Source organism: Fusibacter fontis, assembly GCF_055378735.1.
Map to the genome: position 1 here is coordinate 552,322 of NZ_AP042445.1, position 22,822 is coordinate 575,143.

Annotated in this window: 21 protein-coding genes; 19 read left to right on the forward strand and 2 right to left on the reverse strand. The window is 35.8% G+C overall.

From position 1 onward, the window contains the following. Positions 1–40 precede the first annotated feature (40 nt). The 11 genes from priA (at position 41) to ACZ41W_RS02460 (ending at position 13,190) form a co-directional block, all read left to right on the forward strand. Entirely contained in the window at positions 41–2,482 is a 2,442-nt protein-coding gene (priA, locus tag ACZ41W_RS02410; protein ID WP_464313286.1) for a replication restart helicase PriA, read from the forward strand. 34 nt (positions 2,483–2,516) lie between these two features. After that, a complete protein-coding gene (def, locus tag ACZ41W_RS02415; RefSeq protein WP_464313287.1) occupies positions 2,517–2,981 on the forward strand; it encodes a peptide deformylase in 465 nt (154 codons plus the stop codon). Between the two features lie 69 nt (positions 2,982–3,050). Beyond that, positions 3,051–4,001 (forward strand): methionyl-tRNA formyltransferase, encoded by a 951-nt coding sequence (fmt, locus tag ACZ41W_RS02420; protein ID WP_464313288.1) that lies wholly within the window; start codon positions 3,051–3,053, stop codon positions 3,999–4,001. A 13-nt stretch (positions 4,002–4,014) separates the two neighbouring features. Next, positions 4,015–4,689, forward strand: a complete 675-nt coding sequence (locus ACZ41W_RS02425) for a zinc metallopeptidase (RefSeq protein WP_464313289.1) — start codon at positions 4,015–4,017, stop codon at positions 4,687–4,689. Positions 4,690–4,873: 184 nt separating this feature from the next. After that, on the forward strand, positions 4,874–6,190 hold the full coding sequence (gene rsmB / locus ACZ41W_RS02430; protein ID WP_464313290.1) for a 16S rRNA (cytosine(967)-C(5))-methyltransferase RsmB: 1,317 nt from the start codon (positions 4,874–4,876) through the stop codon (positions 6,188–6,190). 11 nt (positions 6,191–6,201) lie between these two features. After that, the gene (locus tag ACZ41W_RS02435) at positions 6,202–6,906 is read left to right on the forward strand and encodes a Stp1/IreP family PP2C-type Ser/Thr phosphatase (protein ID WP_464313291.1); all 705 of its coding nucleotides are present in this window, start codon (positions 6,202–6,204) and stop codon (positions 6,904–6,906) included. A 10-nt stretch (positions 6,907–6,916) separates the two neighbouring features. Continuing rightward, complete coding sequence (gene pknB, locus ACZ41W_RS02440) at positions 6,917–8,917, forward strand: Stk1 family PASTA domain-containing Ser/Thr kinase (protein ID WP_464313292.1); 2,001 nt, start codon at positions 6,917–6,919, stop codon at positions 8,915–8,917. Positions 8,918–8,929: 12 nt separating this feature from the next. Further along, a complete protein-coding gene (gene rsgA, locus ACZ41W_RS02445) occupies positions 8,930–9,817 on the forward strand; it encodes a ribosome small subunit-dependent GTPase A (protein WP_464313293.1) in 888 nt (295 codons plus the stop codon). Beyond that, a complete protein-coding gene (rpe, locus tag ACZ41W_RS02450) occupies positions 9,811–10,461 on the forward strand; it encodes a ribulose-phosphate 3-epimerase (RefSeq protein WP_464313294.1) in 651 nt (216 codons plus the stop codon). The genes rsgA and rpe overlap by 7 nt, the downstream gene beginning before the upstream one ends. Next, positions 10,458–11,144 carry a thiamine diphosphokinase gene (locus ACZ41W_RS02455; RefSeq protein ID WP_464313295.1) on the forward strand — a complete coding sequence of 229 codons (687 nt, stop codon included), beginning with the start codon at positions 10,458–10,460 and terminating at the stop codon, positions 11,142–11,144. The genes rpe and ACZ41W_RS02455 overlap by 4 nt, the downstream gene beginning before the upstream one ends. 111 nt (positions 11,145–11,255) lie before the next feature. Next, on the forward strand, positions 11,256–13,190 hold the full coding sequence (locus tag ACZ41W_RS02460) for an ATP-binding protein (RefSeq protein ID WP_464313296.1): 1,935 nt from the start codon (positions 11,256–11,258) through the stop codon (positions 13,188–13,190). A gap of 100 nt (positions 13,191–13,290) precedes the next feature. On the opposite strand, the gene rpmB is transcribed toward ACZ41W_RS02460, so the two are convergent. Then, positions 13,291–13,482, reverse strand: a complete 192-nt coding sequence (gene rpmB / locus ACZ41W_RS02465) for a 50S ribosomal protein L28 (protein ID WP_464313297.1) — start codon at positions 13,480–13,482, stop codon at positions 13,291–13,293. A gap of 203 nt (positions 13,483–13,685) precedes the next feature. On the opposite strand from rpmB, the gene ACZ41W_RS02470 reads away from it, so the two are divergent. The 6 genes from ACZ41W_RS02470 (at position 13,686) to ACZ41W_RS02495 (ending at position 19,556) form a co-directional block, all read left to right on the forward strand. After that, positions 13,686–14,048 (forward strand): Asp23/Gls24 family envelope stress response protein, encoded by a 363-nt coding sequence (locus tag ACZ41W_RS02470; protein ID WP_464313298.1) that lies wholly within the window; start codon positions 13,686–13,688, stop codon positions 14,046–14,048. 17 nt (positions 14,049–14,065) lie between these two features. Beyond that, positions 14,066–15,727 (forward strand): DAK2 domain-containing protein, encoded by a 1,662-nt coding sequence (locus ACZ41W_RS02475; protein WP_464313299.1) that lies wholly within the window; start codon positions 14,066–14,068, stop codon positions 15,725–15,727. Between the two features lie 210 nt (positions 15,728–15,937). Further along, on the forward strand, positions 15,938–17,962 hold the full coding sequence (gene recG / locus ACZ41W_RS02480; protein WP_464313300.1) for an ATP-dependent DNA helicase RecG: 2,025 nt from the start codon (positions 15,938–15,940) through the stop codon (positions 17,960–17,962). 22 nt (positions 17,963–17,984) lie between these two features. Then, a complete protein-coding gene (gene rsmD, locus ACZ41W_RS02485) occupies positions 17,985–18,536 on the forward strand; it encodes a 16S rRNA (guanine(966)-N(2))-methyltransferase RsmD (RefSeq protein WP_464313301.1) in 552 nt (183 codons plus the stop codon). After that, positions 18,533–19,021: a pantetheine-phosphate adenylyltransferase gene (coaD, locus tag ACZ41W_RS02490; protein ID WP_464313302.1), complete on the forward strand. Its 489-nt coding sequence runs from the start codon at positions 18,533–18,535 to the stop codon at positions 19,019–19,021. Before rsmD ends, coaD begins: the two co-directional genes overlap by 4 nt. Next, complete coding sequence (locus tag ACZ41W_RS02495; protein ID WP_464313303.1) at positions 19,014–19,556, forward strand: hypothetical protein; 543 nt, start codon at positions 19,014–19,016, stop codon at positions 19,554–19,556. Before coaD ends, ACZ41W_RS02495 begins: the two co-directional genes overlap by 8 nt. A 169-nt stretch (positions 19,557–19,725) precedes the next feature. Here ACZ41W_RS02495 and ACZ41W_RS02500 read toward each other — a convergent pair whose 3' ends face one another. Continuing rightward, on the reverse strand, positions 19,726–20,943 hold the full coding sequence (locus ACZ41W_RS02500; RefSeq protein ID WP_464313304.1) for a nucleotidyltransferase: 1,218 nt from the start codon (positions 20,941–20,943) through the stop codon (positions 19,726–19,728). A 114-nt stretch (positions 20,944–21,057) separates the two neighbouring features. Here ACZ41W_RS02500 and ACZ41W_RS02505 point away from each other — a divergent pair, with 114 nt between their 5' ends. Both ACZ41W_RS02505 and ACZ41W_RS02510 read left to right on the forward strand, forming a co-directional pair. After that, positions 21,058–22,251 (forward strand): acetate/propionate family kinase, encoded by a 1,194-nt coding sequence (locus ACZ41W_RS02505; RefSeq protein WP_464313305.1) that lies wholly within the window; start codon positions 21,058–21,060, stop codon positions 22,249–22,251. A 64-nt stretch (positions 22,252–22,315) separates the two neighbouring features. Then, positions 22,316–22,813, forward strand: a complete 498-nt coding sequence (locus ACZ41W_RS02510) for a YceD family protein (RefSeq protein ID WP_464313306.1) — start codon at positions 22,316–22,318, stop codon at positions 22,811–22,813. The last annotated feature ends 9 nt before the right edge of the window (positions 22,814–22,822 follow it).

Sequence of the window (22,822 nt, forward strand, 5' to 3'; positions counted from 1 at the left end):
AAAGTGATGACAGTATGAGGCTTTATTTTTAGGAGCTCAAATGTTTGCAGAAGTTGTAGTACTTAGAAACGCTCAAAATATTGATCGATTATTTACGTATTCGGTACCAGAAAACTTTGGAAATCGTGTTGAAATCGGTTCGAGAGTTCTGGTACCTTTTGGTGCGTCTGGATATCTTGAGGCGGTAATTGTATCGTTATTATCTGAGACGTCTTTAGAATCGGAAATTAAAATAAAGGCCATACATTACGTATTTAATGATGGCATCTATTTAACGTCAAAAGACGTCCTTTGTGCGCTAAAAATTAAAGAGGATACACTCTGTTCTTATAGCGAAGCAGTGCAGCTATTTTTGCCGTTTAATACAATGATTAAGCAAATTAAGACGTATCAGCTGAATCCTTCGGCAGCTATAGAAGTGTCAAATGTAAAAAAAAATGAAGCGAATGTTCTGAAAGCCTTGTCAGAAGGGGCGCTTAAATATGAAGAACTCTGTATAGATTTAAAAGATAGTGTTAAAAATATTGCGATTAATCGTTTACTTGCATTGGGGTATATTGATTTAACTTATTCCTATGAGCAAAATGTAAAAGATCGGACAGTCACATGGGTTCATGTTATTGGAGACCTTTTGACTTATCGAGAGACAATTCCAAAACGAAATACAGCAGAATTAAAACTTTTAGATTTTCTTATTGAAAACCCTGTACATAAACGTTTGAGTATACAAGAACAACTTAAGATTTCTAAGTCTTTAATCGATCGACTCGTCGAGCGACAATTAATTGAAATCGTCGAAAAAGATGAATTGAGAATGCCAATTTTCATGAAGAGTCATGAAGATAAAAGCCAAGTTGTCTTAAATGATGAACAGCAAATCGTATTTTCAGATATCATCAGACAATATGAATCCGGTGAAGGTCGAGATTTTTTAGTTCATGGAATTACTGGAAGTGGAAAAACGGAATTATATGCTGAACTCATTCAGTATGTCATAAAAAAAGGTAAGAAAGCGGTTCTTGTCGTACCAGAAATTTCTTTGACACCTCAAATTACAGCGCGTTTTGCGAGTCGATTTGGAGATGAAAAAATTGCACTGATTCATTCTAAAATCAGCCAAGGTGAGCGATATGATCAGTGGAAAGGCATCCGCCGAGGCGATTATGACATCATTATTGGTGCTCGCTCTGCGGTATTTGCACCAAGTGATGATATTGGAATCATTATTATTGATGAATGTCATGAGAATTCCTATCGTTCTGAAAAACGCCCTAAGTATCAAACCTATGATGTTGCAAAGCTCAGAATGAATTTACTAGAGGGACTATTGATTTCCGGTTCAGCCACACCTAATATTACAGATTACTATGAAACTCAAACGGGAAAACGCAAGCTATATAAACTCCAAAAACGACACAACTTAATGCAACTACCTGAAGTTCAAATAGTGGATATGCGTCAAGAATTGATCAACGGCAATAAATCTATTTTGAGTCATGCGTTGTATCAAGGAATTGTCGAGCGACTTGAAAAGAAAGAGCAGGTAATCGTTTTTCTCAATAGAAAAGGGCATTCGACATTTGTCTCGTGTCGTTCTTGCGGATTTACTTTAGCGTGTCCAAACTGCGATGTGACTTTGACCTATTTTAAAGGGGAAAAATCCGTTAAATGCAATTATTGTCAATATGAAACCTACGTTCCGAAAAAATGTCCTAAGTGTGAAAGTCAATATTTTAAGTATTTTGGAGTGGGAACTGAAAAAGTTGAAGAAGAGCTGGGGCGGTTGTTTCCTACCGCTAGAATTGCAAGGATGGATAAGACCACGACATCAAAAAAAGGAAGTATTGAACAAATTATTTCTGAGGTTGAGGCTGAAGAAATTGACATCTTGATTGGGACACAAATGGTTGCAAAAGGGTTGGATTTTAAACATGTTACGTTGATTGGAATTTTGTCTGCTGACTTGATTTTAAATTTACCACAATACCAAGCTTCAGAACGCGCATATCAATTGTTTACGCAAGTAGCAGGACGTGCTGGTCGTGGTAGCGTTTCAGGTGAAGTCATTCTTCAGACATATAATCCGGATCATTATGCCATTAATCAACCAAATTTTGAACAATTTTATCAAAATGAAATTCGATATCGACAAGCTCTGAAATATCCACCTTTTTATAGGTTGATTAATCTTGTTTTTACCGCACAAACATCTGAAGTTGCGGGAAAATATGCACAAAAAAGTTTTGATTTTTTGCGCAACAATCTATTAAAAAAAGATTTACAAAATTTGGTGGAAATCTATCCTGCAAATCCGGCATTATTAAAGAAGTTAGATAATCAATATAGATGGCAAATCATCATTAAGTGCAAACCAGAAGCTTACGAACCACTAAAAGATCTTATTCGAGATCTTGAAAGCAAATTTACTGAAATTAAAACTTGTAAAATAAATATAGATTTAGACGCAACAAATGTATTATAATATAATGAGTTTATGAGTGTAATGAGGAGGCAATATGGCTATAAGAACAATTAGAGTAGATGAAGATCCTATTCTTAGAAAAAAATCGAAAGAAGTTACGGTATTTGATGATAAATTGCAATTACTAGTGGACGATATGATAGAAACCATGCATGATGCTGATGGTGTTGGTCTTGCAGCTCCTCAAATAGGCGTATTAAAGCGCGTTGTTGTTGTGGATATTTATGATGGTGAAGGCCCGATTGCGCTGATAAATCCCGTTATGATTGAACAAAATGGCGTTCAAATTGGAGAAGAAGGCTGTTTAAGTTTACCGGGAAAACATGGAACTGTGAAAAGACCGCTATCTGTAAAAGTTCAATTTCAAGATGTCGATGGTACAACTTATGAAATTGAAGGTGAAGAACTTTTAGCTCGTGCACTTTGTCACGAACTCGATCATTTGGAAGGGATTTTATATATCGATCGTCAAATGACAGGTGAATCTGAGTTAGGATAGATGTATCGTTCAAATTCAACAGAGATCATCAAAATTTAACTGAGATTATCAAAAAGAAACGAGGCATACATGAAAATAATTTTTATGGGAACACCTGAATTTGCAGTAAAAACACTTGAAAAATGTATTGAACATCACGACGTGATAGGCGTCTTCACGCAACCGGATAAACCAAAGGGGAGAGGGAATAAACTCACGCCTTCTGAAGTGAAAGTAGTTGCGCTGAATCACGATATTCCCGTTTATCAACCTGAAAAAATTCGAAAAGATACATGGCCAGACCAAATTCGCGCGATGAAACCCGATGTGATTGTCGTCGTGGCATATGGACAGATTCTTTCGCAAGAGATATTGGATATTCCCCAATATGGTTGTATCAATGTCCACGCCTCGTTGCTTCCTAAGTATAGAGGTGCAGCTCCCATTAATTGGGCCATAGCAAATGGAGAAACAGTTTCTGGAGTAACGACTATGCAAATGGATAAAGGACTTGATACAGGCGATATGCTATTAACATGTGAGGTTCCCATTGACAATCAGATGACTGCACAAGAGTTACATGATATTTTAGCTAGTGAAGGTGCAGCGTTGTTAACAGAAACCCTTAGGAAAATTGAAGATGGAACCATCGTCAAAACAAAACAAGATGACGCGAGTTCTTGTTATGCTTCTATGCTTTCCAAAGAGAGTTCGCGAATTGATTGGAATTTAAGCGCAGTTGAAATTCATAACCGTGTGAGAGGATTTAATCCTTGGCCAATTGCCCATACAACTTATGATCAGCAAATGCTCAAAATATATCGATCAACCCCGTTTGTAGTAGATGACCTCTCGTTTAATTTTAATGCTGAAGAATTTACAGCTGGATGTGTTGTATTTATTGATAAGAGTGGCATCTATGTTTTAACTGGAAAGGGTATCCTGAGAATTGACGAATTACAACTAGGGAGCAACAAAAGAATGCTTTCACAAGCTTTTCTACTGGGAAATACGATTTCAATAGGGACAAAATTATTATAAGGAGGTAATGAGAATGAGTTATGCAATGAGTTACGTAATTTTAATTGTTTTATTTTTATTAGCATCTGTAGCAAGTTTACATGTTAAATCAACGTTTAAGAAATATCATAGAGTTCGAAATACACGAAATATGACCGGAGCGCAAGCAGCAGAATGGATGCTTAGAGCAAATGGCATTACCGATGTTACAGTAGAGCGTGTTAGAGGATTTTTATCGGATCATTACGATCCACGTGCTAAGGTCATTCGACTTTCTGAACCGGTATACGACAATCCATCCATTGCATCTGTCAGTGTTGCATGCCATGAAGCGGGCCATGCAGTTCAACATGCAAAAGGATATGCACCGCTACAATTTAGAACGACTTTGTTTCCACTTGCTCAAATCGGATCTCAAGCTTTGTGGCCAATGTTCTTTTTAGGTATTATTTTATCGATGCCTTCACTGATTAATGTTGGAATTATCTTCTTCTCATTTTCAGTGTTATTTCAAGTGATTACATTGCCAGTAGAGTTCAATGCAAGTTCTCGAGCAATTGAAATGATGGAAGCTGGTGATATTTTAAGCGCTGAAGAAAATCAATATGCACGAAAAGTATTAGGCGCTGCTGCTTTAACTTATGTTGCTGCTGCAGCAATCGCAATCGCGCAATTATTAAGAATGTTATTAATCAGAGGAAATGACTAAGGAATCTAATTACATGTCAGTAATCGATGATGAGATGCTGCGGACACTTCAAATGCACTATTGAGATTGAAGTGTCAGCGGCATTTATTATGTTTAGTTAAAAAAATGTGTTATTTAGTGGATTTCGCTTAAAATGAGACGTTAAATTTGATATAATAGTTCAGATAACAAGGAGATTAATTGAATGAAAATAAATGCTAGAAAACTTGCGTTACGTATTTTAGACGAAATCGAAAACACCCACGAATTTTCACATATACTACTAAATCAGACTTTTCAACGATATGAAATCGAATCATCCGATAGACGATTTATTTCACATATTGTATTAGGTGTTTTAGAAAATAAACTTTTACTAGATTTCTATATTCGAAAACTGTCTGCAGAAAGATTCTCAAGAATTCATCCGTCGACTGTTAACCTTTTGAGAATGGGGCTTTATCAAATTCTCTTTATGACTAAAGTACCTGAATCAGCGGCAGTTGATGAATCAGTTGAACTCGCTAAACTTATTTCGCTAAAAGACAGCAAGTTTGTCAACGGTGTTTTAAGAAGTTTTATCAGGCAAGGCAAGCAAATTGAGTTGCCAGATCGTAAGCGTCACCCGGTGACACATTTGAGTGTCCGATATTCATTTCCTGAGTGGCTTGTGAAGATGTGGATTGAGGATTACGGAATTCCATTTACAGAAGACCTTTTAGCAGCGAGCAATTCGACTCCAAAACTCTCTTTGAGAGTGAACACAAATAGAATTTCGGTGGAGGCGTTTGAAAAACTGCTAACAGACAATGGGTTAGTTGTGACGCGATCAAAACTTGTGCCAATAGGCGTGATTATAGAAGAAATGAATCGCTTTTCATTGACGTCATTGCCTGGGTATGACGAAGGCTATTTTGCTGTTCAAGATATTAGTTCTATGTGTGTAGGTCATTATTCAGACGTTAAAAAAGATCAAATCGTCATTGATTTATGTGCAGCTCCTGGTGGAAAAGCCACTCATGTTGCTCAACTTCTAGAGGGAACTGGAAAAGTGTACGCTTATGATAACCAAGTATCTAAACTGCCATTGATTGAAGAAAATGTTAAACGCTTAAGACTTGAAAATGTGGAAGTTTTACAAGGGGATGCACTGATTTATAATGAAGAACTGGATGCTAAAGCAGATCTTGTATTAGTCGATGCACCTTGTTCTGGACTTGGTATTATTCGAAGAAAGCCTGATATTAAGTATAATAAATCTGAAGAAAGTTTAATGTCACTGACTGAAATTCAAAAATCCATTTTGAAAAATGCAGCTCGATACGTAAAACCAGGTGGGACATTAATGTATAGCACTTGCACCATCAATCATGCTGAAAATCAAGCAGCTGTCGATTGGCTTTTAGAATGTGAAACGGATTTTGAACAAGTTTTCATCAATGAGTCGCAATCGATACAGCTATTTCCAAATAAGCATCAAACTGACGGATTTTTTATTGCAAAATTAATAAGAAGACGATAAGAGGTATTCAAATGAGAGCTGTTGCACTAACAGATGTAGGGATTAAAAGAGAAAACAATGAAGATTTTTACTTGTTTAATGAACAACAAAAGGTGTTTATAGTAACCGATGGTATGGGTGGATATCAAGCTGGAGAAATTGCAGCTGAAATTGCGGCTCGCTCTATCATGCAACAATTTGAAGAAAAGAGACTTGTTCATTTCGATGCGGAAATAAGATCATTACTAAAAAACGCCAATGAATCGATTCAACAACATGTTCAATCTAATCCTGACTGCAAGGGGATGGGAACAACTGCAATCGTTGTGATGATTGACGATACGACTATTTGGGTTTCAAATGTGGGTGATAGTCGTTGTTACGGATATAAAGGTGGAGAAGTGACTCAACTTTCTGAAGATCATTCACTCGTTGCAGAACTGGTAAAAATGGGGAGTATAAGTGCTGAAGAGGCTGAAACACACCCAGATCGAAATATCGTGACCAGTGCATTAGGCGTTGATCGTGAATTTGATATTTACATCAATCAATATGATAAAAATCAATTTAGTCACATTATATTATGTTCTGATGGGCTTTCAAGTATGATTAGTTCGAAAGAACTTGCACACACAATTCAAGAGGTGTCGTTTGAACAAATTCCAAAGGCTTTAGTCGATTTAGCAAATGAGCATGGTGGTAGAGACAATATCACTGTGATTTGCATAGAACTATAAGGAGGCACTGATGACACATTTAATTGGAAGTACGTTAGGCAATCGATATGAAATCATTGAGATAATTGGAACAGGCGGAATGGCTGTTGTATACAAAGGAAAAGATACCGTTCTTAACCGTTTAGTTGCGATAAAAGTCTTAAAGCATGAATTTAATTCAGATGAAGATTTTGTTAAAAAATTTCAAAAAGAATCACAAGCTGCAGCAAGTTTATCACATCCAAATATCGTCAATGTTTTTGATGTTGGTTATAGTGATAATGTCCATTACATCGTAATGGAACTCGTAAGTGGGAATACTTTAAAAGATTTTATCAATAATATGATGGGCTTTATGAAAGAAGAAGCCATCATTAATATCGGCTTACAAATTGCTTCAGCGCTTTCACAAGCGCATCAAAATGATATTGTACATCGCGACATAAAATCACAGAACATATTGATCAATGAACAAGGGAGTGTAAAAGTTGCGGATTTTGGAATCGCAAGAGCTGCAACATCAACGACTCTTGTCAATACGAAGGAAGTCATGGGCTCAGTACACTATACTTCGCCTGAGCAAGCAAGGGGTGGATTTGTCGATGCAAGAAGCGATATATATTCATTGGGTATTTTGTTGTTTGAGCTTGCAACAAAAACGCTACCATTTGAAGGGGATTCACCGGTAACAATCGCTTTAAAGCATATTAAAGATGAAATGCCAAATCCAAAGCGTTTTAATCCTGAATTATCAGATGGTCTCGCTTCAATTATCCATAAATGTACTGAAAAATCTCCAAATGAACGCTATCAAACGATCGTTGAGCTCATTGAAGACTTGAAAAGACTTAGAACAGATAAACATTTTATCGTTGAAAATCAGGCTTTTCTTGGTCAAGAAACGACGATTATACCTAAACTTACAGAGGATGAAATCATGGCACATCAAACTCAAAAAAGAGACAAAGTGAACGAAATGGGCACTCGAGAAGGAGTTTCAAAACAAACGGTTAATAAAGAACTCAAAACTTCAAATAAAAATAAATTGAACATGACTTTGGCAATTTTATTGGCATTTGTCTTAGCAGCTGTCATTTTTGGTGCGATTATTTTAACGCGTCCAAATGGGACATTATCAATTGCTACAGTTGAAGTTCCAAGTGTTGAAGGCATGTCATCTGATGAAGCGGTAAGAACTTTGTCTGATTTAGGATTAGTGGCAGATATTACAGAACAGAGAATGCATAATGATATTGAAGCTGGCTATATCATTTCTCAATCCATAGAAGAAGGACAAAAAGTGAAAGAAGGATACACAATTAAGCTTGTCGTAAGCAGTGGTGGTGTTGAATCTATTATTCCAAATGTGTTACAACAAATGGAATCAGAAGCTATTATTATGATAGAAAACAGTGGTTTTGAAGTAGGAGAAATCACTTATGAAGACAATGACTTACCTGAAGGGATGGTTATTACGCAATCTCCTAAAGGTGGTAAGAAAATGGATCAAGGAACAAAAGTGGATCTTGTCATCAGTCAAGCAGGTGAGTCGGATATGGTTCTAGTACCATCGCTTGTAACAAAGAGCATCAAAGAAGCGGAAGAAACATTGTTTTTAATTGGACTAAAACTTGGCGATGTAACATATGAATCAAGCGAAGAAGTCACAGAGGGTCAAGTTATCAGTAATAGTAAAGTCGGTAAAGAAGTTGAAAAAGGTAGTTTTGTTGATATTGTTGTTAGCAAAGGAAATGAACCAACGACTGAATCGACACAAGCTAGTGGCGAAGAGGTTACAAGCGAACAACAATTAACGGTCACAATTGATACAACTTTGTTTACACAAGATACAGAAACCATTCGTATTGAAATGGTTCAAAATGGTGTAAGAACGACTGTATATGAAAAAGTTCATTCAAAATCAGAGGGAAATGAAGTCATCATTCAAAGTAAAATTAAAGGATCTGGAACTGCAAAAATACTCGTATATTATGGTGAGATAGTTAGATTAGAACACGATGTCCAGTTTTAAGGAGCGTTTTTGATGACAGATGGAATTATATTCAAAGGGATTGGCGGCTTTTACTATGTTAAGAGCGGCCAAACGCTTTATGAATGCAAAGCAAGAGGTAAATTTAAGAACGATAAAGTAACTCCAATGGTGGGAGATTACGTCGAAATTTCTATTTATGATGAAGCCAATAAATTGGGTGTCATAGAAGCAATAAAAGAACGAAAAACGATGTTGATTCGACCTGCTGTTGCCAATATCGATCAGGCGATCATTGTATTTTCAATCAAGAATCCAATGCCGAACATGTTACTTTTAGATAAAATGATTGTATTGGCAGAGCATTCAGGATTAGATGTGGTGATTTGTTTTAATAAATCCGATCTAGATGTTGCTTTTGATTTTCAAACGTATCAAAAAATATATTCTGAGGCCAATTATAAGGTATTAAATACCTGCGCGTTAACGGGTGAAGGTGTAGATGCTTTAGTTGATTTGCTAAAAGACAAGATCAACGTATTTTCGGGACCCTCTGGAGTTGGAAAATCTTCATTGTTAAATGCAATTGAAGATTTTGCAGTGGAAACGGGAGAGCTCAGTGAAAAAATTAAGCGTGGAAAACATACCACACGTCATTCGGAATTATTTGAAATTAGCAACGGCGGAGTGATCGTGGATACACCAGGTTTTACTTCTTTATCTGTGAGTGATATTGAAGGCGATAGACTTGGAGCATACTTTGCAGAGTTCAGAGAGCCTTCTAATGCGTGTCGTTTTGACAATTGTCTCCATATCAACGAACCTGAGTGCGGTGTTAAAACTGCATTAGCAGATGGCAAAATAACAAAAGTAAGATATGATGCGTATTTGTATTTGTATAATGAAATAGTTGAACAGAGGAGGAAAAACAAAAAATGGTAAAATTAGCACCGTCAATTCTCTCGGCAGATTTTGCTCGATTATTAGAACACGTTAAAGAAGTTGAAGCGGCAGGCGTTGAATATTTACATGTGGATGTAATGGATGGTCATTTTGTTCCAAATATTTCATTTGGAGCACCCATTTTAAAATCTCTAAAAGGAAAGACCAATCTTTTTATGGATGTTCATTTGATGATTGAAAATCCGGACAATTATATTGGTGATTTTGTTGATGCTGGTGCGGATTTGATTAATGTTCATATTGAAGCGACACGCCACGTTCATAGAACCATACAATTAATTAAAAGTTATGGCGTAAAAGCGGCAGTAACATTAAACCCAGGAACACCATTATCGACAATTGAAGAAATTTTACCTGAACTCGATATGGTACTTTTGATGTCTGTTAATCCGGGATTTGGTGGTCAAAGTTATATTGGAAGCTCAACGGATAAAATAAAGAGATTAAAAGAAATGATAGATCAAAGAGGCTTAAGCTGTGATATTGAAGTGGATGGCGGAATCAATTTAAAGAATGTAAAAGAAGTTGTTGACGCAGGCGCTAATGTCATTGTTGCGGGGTCCGCGATCTTTAATACGGACGACATTTCTAGAACAGTGGCTTCTTTTAGAGAACTGATATGAAAACGGGCTTAATTTCACTTAACGGATCATTTTTCGATGTGAATCAAATTAGAAACCATCTCCAAGTAGTTATGGGAAATGATCCATTTGATTACATTATGGGAGTTGATGGCGGTTGTAAGTTGCTCATGAGAATGGATATCGCACCGGATATTCTCATAGGTGATTTTGATTCGATTGAAAATTTGCAACATTATCAATCGTTGTGGAAAGAAGCAAAAGTTCAAACATTTCCTTCTGAAAAAGATTTTACAGATGCTGAAATTGCATTTGAAGAGATTTATAAAGTGAAGGAACTAGACAGAATCATTGTAATAGGTGGATTAGGTGGCAGAGCAGATCATATGATGAGCATTTTACATTTGGCCTCTAGATACAAAAATGTGATTCTTATAGATGAGCAAAATATCATTGAAACGATTGAATGCCCATATTATAAGACTCTTGAACGGTTTAAAGAACCTTTAAAATATATGTCACTTATTCCTTTTCCAGATGCGTTAACTAACATTACTTTAACTGGATTCAAATACCCGTTAAATCATGCGGTTATAAAACTTTCTCAGACAATCGGGATTAGTAATGAGATTATTGAAGACCACGCGGTTATATCCATAGAGTCGGGAAGAGGATTTTTAGTGCGTAGTAGTGATATAAAAAAAACTGACAAAAATCATGATTAAATATGGTTTTTGTCAGTTTTTTTGCGCTTTATTGAAAAATTATTAGTTTTCCTATTATTAGTTTTTTTTAATGTGGGTATAATTAGTGAAAGAAGTATTTTAGGAGGCAATATGAGGCCGATAACAAGTCGATATGTGGTACTGTTTGTTGTATTTACTCTGTTAGCGACAGTAACGGCTAGTGGTATTTCATATGTTTATAGCTCACACCAGTTTAAAAATACCACAGAAAGACAGCTCACTGAAAGCGCTATATCTTATGGATTTGAGCTCAATGAAATCATTTTTGGGATTGAAACAGCTGTTAATACAGTAACTGAAAACCTTGAAGTTGTTATTGATCCAACGCGTATTGAAAGTCCAGCCTATTATAATGAAATTCAAATGATGTTAGAGGGTATTGCAACAAAATTTGATGATAATGTTATTAATGCCACTTCGTTTTACATTAGATTTGATCCAAAACGATCATCTGGAACAGCGGGTGTGTTTCATGCTGATATAAATGGTGATAATCTTTTAGAATTTCAACCACCTACAGATATTTCGATGTACAGTCCTTCTGATCGTGAACACGTTGGATGGTTTTACGAACCGATGACATTTACCAAGGGAGATTGGATGAAACCTTACTATAATGCAAATATTCGAACTTACATGGTTTCATATGTTGCCCCTATAATTATTGATAACGTGACAATAGGAATTGTTGGCATGGATGTTGATTTTGTCACGCTAAAAAAAATTGCAGACGCTCATAAAGGGGCCGGAAAAGTTGTGCTCATTGACCGCGATCATGCTTTTATGGTGCATCCGCAGTATACGTTAAATGATCGATTGGACACGATTGATGAAGGTGCATTGTATGAAATAAGTGAAATGATGTTTGAACGCAAGAACGGAACAGTACACTATCAATTAGAAGGTGTTCAAAAAGTTTTAGGATTCATGAGGCTCAGGAATGATTGGACCGTGATTGTTACGTTAACTGAGGAAGAGGCATTTTTGAGCTTTAACGAAACCACATCGACACTTTTGAAAATTAATTTGATGGTTTCTACAGTTATAACGGGACTCGCATTTTTGTTTAGCAACTATGTATATAGGCTGATTATGAGAACAACTTCGTTAGAAAAATTAGTGGAAGAGCGTACTCAACAGTTAACCGACACAAATAGTTATCTTGAAGAAACCGTAGCGGAACTTGAGAACAAGCAGGCAGAATTATTGGTGTTGAATAATCAACTGGAAGAGTCTATTCAAATACAAAATGAGATGCAAGATAGATTAATTGAAACCGAAAAATTAGCTTCTCTTGGCGAGTTGGTTGCTGGCATTTCTCACGAACTCAATACACCTGTTGGGAACGCAATTTTACTTAATAGTTATGCGAAAGAGCAACTAGATGAAATTAAGTTACAAGCGGAACAACCAAATTTAAAATCCAGTGATTTAATCGAATTTATTACACGCCTTACTGAAGCCTTTGAACTCTCTCAAAAGACTCTAATTAAAATATCAGATTTAGTACAACATTTTAAGCTGATGACGCAACCGGAGCAACTAATTGATATTCAAAAGTTTGTATTGATTGATTATTTAAGAACTCTTGCAAAAAACTATGAAGAAGTTCTTTCTGTGTCCAATCATCAAATAAAAATTGAAGGCGATGAGCGATTAACAGTTATTTCATCACCAGCAATCATAGGTCATGTGATCAATCAACTCATTGATAACAGTTTAAATCATGGTTTTGAAGGATTACGCGATAGAGAAATTATCATTCAAGTTACCGCACATCGTGGATTGATTCGAATGATCTATACAGATAATGGAAAGGGGTTAGCAAAGGAAATCATTGGAAAAGTGTTTAATCCATTTGTAAGTACTAAAAAGAACAAAGGATATGTTGGGCTTGGACTTCATATGGTATTTAATTTGATCACTCAAACGCTTCATGGTTCGATCAAAATGAACCCTAGCGTTGAGACTGGATTTAGCGTGATTATTGAGTTTGAAGAGTTTAAGAACCTATCTGAGTCGTAATTTGATTAAAACTGAATTCGTGAAAGAAGTAAATCTCCACGAAAAAAGAGGGTAATCTCATTGAGACTCCCTCTTGTTTTTTTCGTTAATAGTTCATGAATTATAAAGCTCTTTCAACCTTACCTGAACGTAAGCATCTGCTACAAACTTTAATTCTCTTAGTACCACCGTTTACAGAAGCTTTAACACTTCTTAAGTTTGGCGACCAAGTTGTTCTATTATGGTTGTTAGCGTGGCTGACATTGTTTCCTGTAATTTTACCTTTGCCACAAATTTCGCACGATCTACCCATTTATTACACCTCCTTCGAGTGATTACTCGTAACATAACATACTTATTTTAACAGAGAAGGACTGGTATTTCAAGCAAAAAAAAGTATCAGATGTATTTTTTTTGTAATTATCGCTCGAATCTCTCTTAATAACTTGATATTGGACGAATATTCTATTAAAATGGAATGTAGCATGATAGAATCTTTCACTGAAGGAGGTAAAAATGTCCATTAAGATAAATAATGAATTGGGAGAAATTACAATTAAAAATGAAGTTGTTGCGACGATTGCAGCAGTTTCAGCTATGGAATGTTATGGTCTTGTTGGTATGACCTATAAATCGGCTAAAAATGGCCTTGCTAAACTTTTAAAAGGTGAGCACTTATCAAAAGGTGTTGAAGTGACAACCGATGAAGAAACTGGTGGAATTCACATCGACTTATACGTTATCGTTCAATTTGGAACAAAATTGTCAGTCGTTGCAGAAAACATCATTGAAAAAGTTAAATACTCAGTTGAAATGCAAACTGGCCTAAATGTAATGGATGTCAATTTGAACATCGAAGGCGTAAAAGTGAGAGAGTAACAAGGAGGATAATAAAAGTGGAATTAAAAACCATTAATGCTGAGTTGCTCTCTAAAATGTTTAGAAGAGGAACAACTGAGCTTAACAATAATAAAGTCGAAGTGGATGCACTCAATGTGTTTCCAGTTCCAGATGGCGATACGGGTACAAACATGTCTTTAACGATGAATTCTGCAACCGAAATTTTGAGAAATCAGACATTTGATACGGTTGACGATGTTGCTAAAGCGGTATCTAAAGGCTCTTTAATGGGCGCACGTGGTAATTCGGGAGTTATTTTGTCCCAGATTTTCAGAGGCTTTGCTAAAAGTTGTAAAGGCAAAACTGAAATGACTTCAAAAGACTTATGCTTAGCGTTTAAAGAGGCATCGGATACAGCGTATAGTGCGGTACTTAAGCCTGTTGAAGGAACCATTCTTACGGTTATTCGATCAATTGGTGAAAAATGTACAGAATATATGAGTGAAGAACTTGATTTATTAGAACTCATGCACGTGCTTATTAAACGTGGAGATGAGACGCTACTAAAAACACCTGAATATTTACCTGTTTTAAAACAAGCAGGTGTTGTTGATGCAGGCGGCAAAGGCTTGATGCATATATTAAATGGATTCTTTGATGCAATGCAAGGGAAAGAACTTGAAATGGAAGTGGATTCTATCAAACACGGTAGTGAACATTCGGTTGCTCAAAGCGTTATGAATACAGAAGACATTATTTTTGCATATTGTACAGAATTTATCATTGAGGGTCAATCTATTGATGGACATCAATTAAAAAGCTTTATTGAAACATTAGGCGACAGTATGGTATTTGTGCAAGACGAAGAACTCGTAAAAGTGCATATCCATACCAATAACCCTGGCGTTGCACTTGAAGAAGCACTTAAGTATGGCGAACTCAAAAAAGTTAAAATCGAAAATATGAGAGAACAGCATAGTAATATTGTAGATGGTGCAAATGAAACTTCTGTAGCGACTTCATATCAAGAACCTGTTGTTGAAGAAGAATCACCTTATGAATCTGATTATGGATTTATTGGTGTAGCAATGGGCGATGGATTCGTCAATATTTTTAAAGACTTAGGGATTTATGGAAATATCGTAGGTGGTCAAACCATGAATCCAAGTACAGAAGATTTTATGAATGAAATAGAGAAGTGCCCATCGGATTGCATCTTTTTATTTCCGAATAATAGCAATATCATCATGGCTGCTAATCAAGCAAAAGAGTTAAGTGATAAAAATGTGTTTGTCATTCCAACTAAAACAATGCCACAGTGTATCACTGCTATGTTGAAATTTGACCGTGATCAATCGCCTGAAGAGAATTTTGAAGCGATGAAAGCAAGTTTAAGCACCGTTAAAACAATTCAAATCACTTATTCTGTGCGTAATACAACATTTAATGATTTAGAAATAGAAAAAGATGACTATTTAGCGGTTTCAGATGGAGAAATAAAAGGCGTAGGTAAAGAAATTGAGTCAGTTATTTTAGAATCCATTCGAAATACTATGAATGAGGATTCGGAAATTGTGACGATGTATTATGGTGCTGATGTGACTGAAGAGGCAGCAACTGAAATCATAGAAAAAATTCAAGCAGAATATCCTTCCCTTGAAATCGATATGTATTCAGGCGGACAGCCAATTTATTACTACGTTTTTTCTATTGAATAAACTATTTGAAACAAGGCAAACACATGATGTCTGCCTTGTTTTTTATTATAAGAGGTAGATAAGAACATGTAATTTGTATCTTAATGTTTTTGTGATTTGAATGAATTATATGAATTATATGAATTATATGAATTATATGATTTATATTACTTATATTACTTATATTACTTATATTACTTATATTACTTATATTACTTATGAGGTGAATGCGTGTATAATCAACCTTTGACAATATTAAAGGGAATTGGGGAAAAAAAAGCAGAAAAATTTAAAAAAATTGGATTGTCTACTTTTGAAGACGTACTCTATCAATTTCCTTTTCGATATGTTGATAGAAGGATGATCAAGCACGTCGCAGATATTGAAACCAATGATTATGGTGTTATTCAAGCAAAGGTAGTGAGAAAACGGACTAAATATATAAGTAAGACAAAAAAAGAAATGTTGATTCTTGAAGTAAGTGAAGGATATTATACAGGTGAAGTTGTCTTTTTTTCTAGTAAATACTTAGTAGATCGTTTCTTTGAGGGAAAACAGTATTTCTTTTATGGAAAACTTGAAAAGAATGGACCTACATTTAAAATGATTCAACCAGAGTTTGATGATATCGGGAATAAAAACTTTCTCGGAATTATTCCTGTCTATAGCGCGACTTTAGGGTTGTCTCAATTAGAACTAATTTCTGTTCATAAACAAGTTCTTCAATATTTAAATGGTCAAATTGAAGAAACACTCCCGCCATCAATTGTCGCACTTTCAAATGTCATGCCATTATCAGAATCGTTAAAAGAAATTCATTTTCCGACCTCTAAAGAGCGATATTTAAAAGCAAAACAGCGTCTCGTATACGATGAGTTATTTTTCTTGCAGTTGAGACTCATTTTATTAAAAAATAATTATCATAAGCCCAATGCCATTGCATTTAGCAATACGAGTTGGTTAGAAAGTGAAATTGAAAAATTGCCATTTAATTTGACGGACTCTCAGAGGAATGTTTTAGATGACATTATTCGTGATATGAAAAGCGGTTACAGCATGAACCGATTGGTACAGGGAGATGTGGGGTCCGGTAAAACAATTATCGCGTTTTTAACGTTACTACATGCAGTCAATAATAGTATGCAAGGTATTTTATTAGCACCTACAACTTTGTTAGCGGAGCAGCACTATGAGAATTTTGTTAAAATGTATCCCTCAATTCCCTGTGCGTTGCTGACTTCAAATCAATCTGCATCTGAAAAGAAGAAGATTAAAGAGCAACTACAAACTTCAGGCATTCAAATACTGATTGGTACGCATGCTATTTTACAAGATGATGTTGTTTTCCAAAAGTTAGGCGTCGTCATAACAGACGAACAGCACCGATTTGGAATCCGACAAAGGCTCGCAGCACTCCAAAAATCTGAAAAACCACATGCGCTCATTATGTCTGCAACGCCAATTCCAAGAACACTCTCTCTCATACTTTATGGAGATATGGACATTTCAGTAATTTCACAGATGCCTATAGGAAGAAAACCCATTAAAACGCACTTTGTCAATACGAAAAAAGTATCCGAAATGCATGACTTTATCAAAGAAAAATTGACGGAAGGTCGACAGGTTTACGTCGTATGTCCTTTAATTGAGGCTTCAGAAGTGAATGACTTACATGATGTAGAAACTGTTTTTGTCGATTTAACAAAACGTTATCATCCGTTTAAAGTTGGTTTGATTCATGGTAAAATGAAGGCAGATGATAAAGATATCATTATGAAAGCGTTTAAGTCAGGTGAAATATCCGTACTTGTTTCAACAACCGTGATCGAAGTGGGAATTCATGTTGCCAATGCTTCCACGATGGTTATTATGAATACTGAAAGATTTGGATTATCTCAGCTTCATCAGTTGCGCGGCCGAGTTGGTAGAGGCGAAGAACAGTCGTATTGTTTTTTATTAAGCGACAAATTATCTGCAACAGCGAAGCAAAGAATAGAGACAATGGTAAATTCTAGTGATGGATTCGTAGTTGCAGAAAAAGATCTTGAGCTGAGAGGCCCCGGTGAAGTATTTGGTCTAAGACAGCACGGTATTCCTGAACTTCGCTTGGCAAATTTATCTAAACATAAAGATATTTTGGAGCAAGTTCAAAAGCATATTAAAATGATGTTAGATGAATACCGAATGGATAATAGGGAATTTGTTGAGTTTATAAACAAACAAAATATTAATATCGAGAAATGGTTTACATTGTAAGTTTATTTCATAGGAGTTCTAGATGAGAATCATATCAGGAAGTGCAAGAGGCATTAAATTGGATACGCTTGAAGGCTTGGAAACTCGTCCTACAACTGATAAAGTAAAAGGTGCGATTTTTAGTATGATACAGAACGACATTTACCAATCTAACGCATTGGATTTGTTTTCTGGTTCCGGTGCTTTGGGAATTGAGCTTTTAAGCAGAGGCGCGAGTCAAGTGACGTTTGTTGAAAGCAATCGCGCACTCAAGTCCATTATTGAAGGGAATTTAAAAAGGGCGAATTTGGAAAAACAAGCAAAACTTTACACAAGTGATGTTTACCAGACTTTAAATCAGTTAAAAGGAAATCAATTTCAGATTATTATCATGGATCCGCCCTATCTGAAAGGGCATGTAAAGAAATGCTTAGATTGTGTTGAATCGCTTCAGTTGTTATCAGAGAATGGATTGATGGTGATTGAACACGATATTACAGACACTGAAATTTTGTCGCACTCAGAATATTTTGAGTCGTTAAAAACAAAAAAATATGGTAAAATTGGTGTGACAGTGTTTAGGAGGCAGATATGAAAGTTGCTGTATATCCAGGAAGTTTTGATCCAGTTACTTTAGGTCATTTAGATATCATTGAACGGTCATGTGAAATATTCGATCAAGTCATTGTAACGGTGATGTATAATAAAAGTAAAAGTCCGATGTTTACAGTCGAAGAAAGAGTGCAGTTAATTAAGGATGCCACAAAGCATTTGAAAAATGTCGTTGTAGATTGTCACGAAGGATTACTAATTGATTATTTAAAAAGCAAAGAAGTGTTTATTATTGTAAAAGGTCTTCGTGCAATATCAGATTTTGAAGCTGAATTTCAAATGGCAAGTGTGAATCAGAAGTTATGTCATAAAATTGAAACGGTATTTATCATGACTCGTACGGAATACATGTATTTGAGTTCGAGCATTGTCAAAGAAGTGGCAAGTTTTAATGGCGATATATCCAATTTTGTAACAGAAAATGTCCAATTGGCAATCGCATCAAAAATGGGAGGAAATAATGAGTAATAATAAGAAACAAGAGTTAGAATTACGCGTATTAGAGTTGCTTGAAGAGTTTGAAGATAAGCTTGAGGGTGCATCAACTGTCCCTTTAACAGGTAAAATTTTAGTGGATCGCCAAGAATTTTTAAGCATCATCAAAGACATTCAAATTATGCTCCCAGAAGAATATCAACAAGTTCGATTTATCAAGGCTCAAAAAGATTCGATTCTAGAAGAAGCGAACAGTATCGCAGATGAACTTGTAAAAAATGCGCGCCATGAAGAACTTAGAATCATTGAAAATGCTAAGGCGAAAGAAGCGGAGATTTTAATTAGTGCTTCAAATCGTGCAAAGGAACTCATTAATGAACATGAAGTTGTTCGTCATGCACAAAATAAAGCACAGGAAATTATGCGAGATGCAGAAGAAAAGGCTGAAGGCATTCGTCAAGGTTCGTATGAGTATGCAGAAGACGTTATGAAACGAGTAGAGTTAAACATGTCCAAAATTCTTCATACCGTGAAAGAGAATATTGAAGAATTAGAGGAGTTCAAGTAGTTTTAGTTAATTTAGCAGAGCAAGCAGATTAAATAGTAAATATTTAATAGATGACAAGTGAATGAATTTGATTTAGAGTTGCTCTTGTTTGGAAATAAATAACGAGTCGATCACTTTGGAAGAAGATGATGAGACTCGTTTTATTTTGTTTTTGCTTAAGATGTTCCCCTTAAAGTTTAAAGTGAAAGGGTTTTTCTAAAAAATCACGTCCACCTTGGCGATGTGAAGCAGGAAATCCCAGTTGATATAAATCACTTGCTTTGATGTCTAAAAGTAGCAACTCGTTATTTGAATAAAAGTCTTTAAATTTATTGAGATTGGTAATGATGGGAATCGAGGATTCCTTTTTCATTTTTCGAATAATCTTTTGACCGATTTCATCAAATGCAAGTACGCGGATGTATCCATTTGTGCGGATGTCATAAGCTTTTGAGTCGGCTTTGATTTCGAGTAAAATATTTAGTAGAATGCGGTTGATGCGAGTCAAAGCGTAACGTTTTGATTTTAATTGATTCACCAGTTGATCATAATCTGTCGATTCGATTGCGGCGCGATATATTTTATTTTCCAGTCCTTCTGAGACATCTCTATAATGTGAGAGTCCTTCAGGTCTTGATTTTCGAATTTGATAAAGAAGTGCAGTTTCAAACTGAGTCATCGTCATCGCGGGATATGGATGTTGGCGGATTCGATCTAAACTTCCAAGAGGAAGATGTTCTGGTTCTTTTAAGGTTTCATCGCTCGTAAGAATCGCTTTTCTAATGGCAGTTGCACTTGCATATGTCTGGCTTAACTCCGATTCATGATAATCATTGCCGATCCTTTTGACGATATAGGGCTCAATTTTGCTTTCGATTGCTTTGAGCGCTTTTAAGTATTCAATTCCTAGGATGATATTGCTTTGATTGAGGTTGATACTTGAGTTAAGGTGTGGAAGCTCATTTAAAAGAGCGTGAGAACGTGCTGCGGGAAAAGAAAGCCCTTGGTCCAGACCATAGCGTAGGTGTTCTTGAAACTTTGCACTTGGACTTAACAATACGGAAGCAATTTCATCGAGTAAATTTAACTGATTGGACTCTGAACCAAATGACAAATGGCTAATAACGCCTGTAGCATCTAGCAGTTCAATGGCGCCCCTTGCAAAAGACTCAGCGCTTGCTGTTGCATAGTAAGTGGGAAGTTCAATGACTAAATTCGCTCCTGATCGAACAGCTAATTCTGCGCGAAACCATTTATCATAGATGGCTGGGAAACCACGTTGAACAAAATTTCCACTCATGATTGCCACTACACCATCGGCGGCTAAGTTTTTTTTAGATGTTTCGATTTGATAGGCATGTCCACTGTGAAATGGATTATATTCTGATACAATGCCAATAATTTTCATTAATATCCTCCAATGGTATTGAAAATTCATCTATTTACATTATAATATATATGTATGATTTAAAGCACCATTAATTTCGTATCTTTATTTGAGATATATCGAGGAGGGCATCTAATGAATATTTTAGTAATCAATTGCGGGAGTTCTTCATTAAAGTATCAACTATTTGATATGACTGATGAACGCGTATTAGCAAAGGGACTTGTAGAGAGAATTGGTATCGAAGGTTCTAGATTAAAGCACGAAGTAGAAGGAAAGGACAAAAAAACGATTGAAGTTCCTATGAAAGACCATAAGGACGCACTCGCACAAGTACTTGATGCAATCGTGCACGCTGAACATGGAGCAATTGCTTCACTTAAAGAAATTAATGCCGTAGGTCACCGTGTTGTACATGCTGGTGAAAAATATAGCGCATCGGTTGTTGTTGATGATTCTGTCATGGTAGCACTTGAAGAATGTATTGAACTTGCTCCACTTCACAACCCACCAAATATCATCGGTATCAAAGCAATGGAAGACTTACTTCCTGGTATCAAAAATGTGGCTGTATTTGACACGGCGTTCCACCAAACAATGCCTAAAACGTCATATGTCTATGCATTGCCATATGAGTATTATGAAAGAGATCACGTGAGAAGATATGGATTCCACGGAACAAGCCATAGATATGTTTCTCAAAGAACTGCAGAAATGCTCGGCAAACCACTTTCTGAAACAAAAATCATCACATGCCACTTAGGAAATGGCGCATCACTTGCTGCTATTGATGGAGGCAAATCAATCGACACTTCTATGGGATTTACGCCACTTGAAGGTCTTGTAATGGGAACGAGATGTGGCGATATCGATCCACAAATCGTGACTTACATTATGGGTAAAGAAAAATTAACCCTTGAGCAAATGAATGATATTATGAATAAAAAATCAGGTGTACTTGGTATTTCTGGTGTGAGCAGCGATTTTAGAGATGTTGAAAACGCAGCTGCTGATGGCAATGAAAGAGCGATTCTTGCTCTTGATATTTACCATACAAATGTTCGAAAATATATTGCTGCATACGCTGCTGTTTTAGGTAGAGTGGATGCAATCGTATTTACAGCAGGTTTAGGTGAAAACGGTTCTGAAAGTAGAGAAGAGATTTGTAAAAATCTTGAATTTATGGGTGCTGAGTTAGATCCTGAAAGAAATAGAGTAAGAGGTAAAGAAGCATTTGTCAATACTGACAATTCAAAAGTAAAAATCATGGTAGTTCCTACAAATGAGGAGTTAATGATTGCTAGAGATACTTTAGAATTAGTTAAGTAGTTTTACTTGACAAACCTCGTTGTAATATTTATAATATTAATGTTGCATTGAAGAGGTGATTAATATGAACCTTGATTTATCAAAGGTTGTAAAAGGACTTCAAAATCAAGCAGATTTTGAATTTGATCTTGCATTGGAAAAGTCTTTTTTAGAGTCAATTGAGTGTGTGAAAGCATCGGATATCAAGCTTTTTGGCACTGTCAAAAAGATGGGTAGACGCTATGAATTAACCCTCTCTTATTCTGGAGATTTAATTTTCGAATGCCACAGGTGCTTAAAAGAAGTTACCATAAGCCTCAAGAATACAGTAGAACGCGTTTTAATTACAACTTTAGAAGAAGAAGTAGATGAAGAATGGATTCTTCTGGAAGATGGTGTTCTTAAGTTAGCAACTGTGTTAGAAGAAGATATAACATTGAATTTACCACTACAAATACTGTGTCATGAAGATTGTAAGGGACTTTGTCCTCAATGTGGAAAAGATCTTAACAATGGTATGTGTGAGTGTAATGAAACGAAAATTGACCCGAGACTTGAGGCACTTAAGAATTTATTCACTTAGATTAAGGAG

Coding starts and splice junctions, on each gene's coding strand:
- priA (WP_464313286.1), top strand. CDS start 41: ATGTTTGCAGAAGTTGTAGTACTTAGAAACGCTCAAAATATTGATCGA.
- def (WP_464313287.1), top strand. CDS start 2,517: ATGGCTATAAGAACAATTAGAGTAGATGAAGATCCTATTCTTAGAAAA.
- fmt (WP_464313288.1), top strand. CDS start 3,051: ATGAAAATAATTTTTATGGGAACACCTGAATTTGCAGTAAAAACACTT.
- ACZ41W_RS02425 (WP_464313289.1), top strand. CDS start 4,015: ATGAGTTATGCAATGAGTTACGTAATTTTAATTGTTTTATTTTTATTA.
- rsmB (WP_464313290.1), top strand. CDS start 4,874: ATGAAAATAAATGCTAGAAAACTTGCGTTACGTATTTTAGACGAAATC.
- ACZ41W_RS02435 (WP_464313291.1), top strand. CDS start 6,202: ATGAGAGCTGTTGCACTAACAGATGTAGGGATTAAAAGAGAAAACAAT.
- pknB (WP_464313292.1), top strand. CDS start 6,917: ATGACACATTTAATTGGAAGTACGTTAGGCAATCGATATGAAATCATT.
- rsgA (WP_464313293.1), top strand. CDS start 8,930: ATGACAGATGGAATTATATTCAAAGGGATTGGCGGCTTTTACTATGTT.
- rpe (WP_464313294.1), top strand. CDS start 9,811: ATGGTAAAATTAGCACCGTCAATTCTCTCGGCAGATTTTGCTCGATTA.
- ACZ41W_RS02455 (WP_464313295.1), top strand. CDS start 10,458: ATGAAAACGGGCTTAATTTCACTTAACGGATCATTTTTCGATGTGAAT.
- ACZ41W_RS02460 (WP_464313296.1), top strand. CDS start 11,256: ATGAGGCCGATAACAAGTCGATATGTGGTACTGTTTGTTGTATTTACT.
- rpmB (WP_464313297.1), bottom strand. CDS start 13,482: ATGGGTAGATCGTGCGAAATTTGTGGCAAAGGTAAAATTACAGGAAAC.
- ACZ41W_RS02470 (WP_464313298.1), top strand. CDS start 13,686: ATGTCCATTAAGATAAATAATGAATTGGGAGAAATTACAATTAAAAAT.
- rsmD (WP_464313301.1), top strand. CDS start 17,985: ATGAGAATCATATCAGGAAGTGCAAGAGGCATTAAATTGGATACGCTT.
- coaD (WP_464313302.1), top strand. CDS start 18,533: ATGAAAGTTGCTGTATATCCAGGAAGTTTTGATCCAGTTACTTTAGGT.
- ACZ41W_RS02495 (WP_464313303.1), top strand. CDS start 19,014: ATGAGTAATAATAAGAAACAAGAGTTAGAATTACGCGTATTAGAGTTG.
- ACZ41W_RS02500 (WP_464313304.1), bottom strand. CDS start 20,943: ATGAAAATTATTGGCATTGTATCAGAATATAATCCATTTCACAGTGGA.
- ACZ41W_RS02505 (WP_464313305.1), top strand. CDS start 21,058: ATGAATATTTTAGTAATCAATTGCGGGAGTTCTTCATTAAAGTATCAA.
- ACZ41W_RS02510 (WP_464313306.1), top strand. CDS start 22,316: ATGAACCTTGATTTATCAAAGGTTGTAAAAGGACTTCAAAATCAAGCA.